Below are 1,323 nucleotides of genomic sequence, written 5' to 3' on the forward strand. Positions count from 1 at the left end.
ATATTAATTAAATGAAAAACAGCTACGTCTATATCCTGAAATGTTCTGACAACACTTTCTACACAGGCGTGACTTCCAATCTCCATAAGCGTCTGATTGAACATCAATCTTCCAAATATCCTGACAGCTACACTTCCCAAAGGCTACCGGTTGCACTAGTGTATTACGCGGAGTTCACAGATATTAACTACGCCATAGCCACAGAAAAACAAGTAAAAAACTGGTCCCGTGCAAAAAAGGAAGCCCTTATTGCTGGTGAGTTTAACGAACTCCCTAATCTGGCAAAGAAGAATTTTTCAAAGTAAATTTCATTAAACCTTCCTTTCGTCGTTCTCGATACAAATTTCAAACCCGTCAGTTCGAGTGTTTTTCTCAATGCGGAAGCATTGCGAAAAATGTATCGAGAACCGGTTTTAAAATTCACTCGAACTGACGATGTACACCGTAGCCGTCAGTTCGAGTGTTTTTTTACCGAGGCAAAAGAGTCGAGAACCGGTATTGAAATTCATTCGAACTGACGCTGTACACTGTAGCCGTCAGTACGAGTGTTTTTTTTGCCGAGGCGAAAGCTGAGGGAAAAAATGTATCGAGAACAAGGCAACGTTAAAATTTACTTGTACAGCCGAAGAAGAAAAAACTGTATATTAATTAAATGAAAAACAGCTACGTCTATATCCTGAAATGTTCGGACAACACTTTCTACACAGGTGTCACTTCCAATCTCAATAAGCGTCTGCTTGAACATCAATCTTCCAAATATCCTAACAGCTACACTTCCCAAAGGCTACCGGTTGCACTAGTGTATTACGCAGAGTGCACAGATATTAACTACGCCATAGCCACAGAGAAACAAGTGAAAAACTGGTCCCGTGCAAAAAAGGAAGCCCTAATTGCAGGTGAGTTTAGTAAACTCCCTAATCTGGCTAAGAAGAATTTTTCTAAGTAAATTTCATTAAAACTTCCCTTAGTCGTTCTTGATACAAATTTCAAAACCGTCAGTTCGAGTGGTTTTCTCAATGCGAAAGCATTGTGAAAAATGTATTGAGAACCGGTTTGAAATTCACTCGAATTGACGATGTACACTGTAGCCGTCAGTTCGAGTGTTTTTTTAACGAGGCGAAAGATGAGGGAAAAAATGTATCGAGAACAAGGCCAGCCCCCGGAACTTCCCCTCTGTTCTCGATACAATTTCTTTTCGCATGCCGGCTCAAGAAATCACTCGAACTGACGAGGTTTTTTTCACGAACCGTCAGTTCGAGTGTTTTTCTCAATGCGGAAGCATTGTGAAAAATGTATCGAGAACCGGTTTTGAAATTCACTCGA

The 1,323-nt window shown here is 40.4% G+C and carries 3 protein-coding genes; 2 read left to right on the plus strand and 1 reads right to left on the minus strand.

All coding sequences use genetic code 11. The features are described 5' to 3' along the window. Nucleotides 1-11 precede the first annotated feature (11 nt). Both ABYT07_RS21165 and ABYT07_RS21170 read left to right on the plus strand, forming a co-directional pair. Nucleotides 12-305 carry a GIY-YIG nuclease family protein gene (locus ABYT07_RS21165; protein ID WP_372993962.1) on the plus strand — a complete coding sequence of 98 codons (294 nt, stop codon included), beginning with the start codon at nucleotides 12-14 and terminating at the stop codon, nucleotides 303-305. Between the two features lie 347 nt (nucleotides 306-652). Continuing rightward, the gene (locus ABYT07_RS21170) at nucleotides 653-946 is read left to right on the plus strand and encodes a GIY-YIG nuclease family protein (protein WP_372993963.1); all 294 of its coding nucleotides are present in this window, start codon (nucleotides 653-655) and stop codon (nucleotides 944-946) included. Between the two features lie 145 nt (nucleotides 947-1,091). On the opposite strand, the gene ABYT07_RS21175 is transcribed toward ABYT07_RS21170, so the two are convergent. After that, nucleotides 1,092-1,323 (minus strand): hypothetical protein (locus ABYT07_RS21175; RefSeq protein WP_372993964.1); only part of this gene is annotated, 232 nt, incomplete at its 5' end.

This window comes from Sulfitobacter sp. (assembly GCF_041552635.1).
Taxonomy (GTDB): domain Bacteria; phylum Pseudomonadota; class Alphaproteobacteria; order Rhodobacterales; family Rhodobacteraceae; genus Sulfitobacter.

What these genes read in the sequence shown, in the direction of transcription:
- ABYT07_RS21165 (WP_372993962.1), top strand. Translation starts at nt 12, where the DNA reads ATGAAAAACAGCTACGTCTATATCCTGAAATGTTCTGACAACACTTTC.
- ABYT07_RS21170 (WP_372993963.1), top strand. Translation starts at nt 653, where the DNA reads ATGAAAAACAGCTACGTCTATATCCTGAAATGTTCGGACAACACTTTC.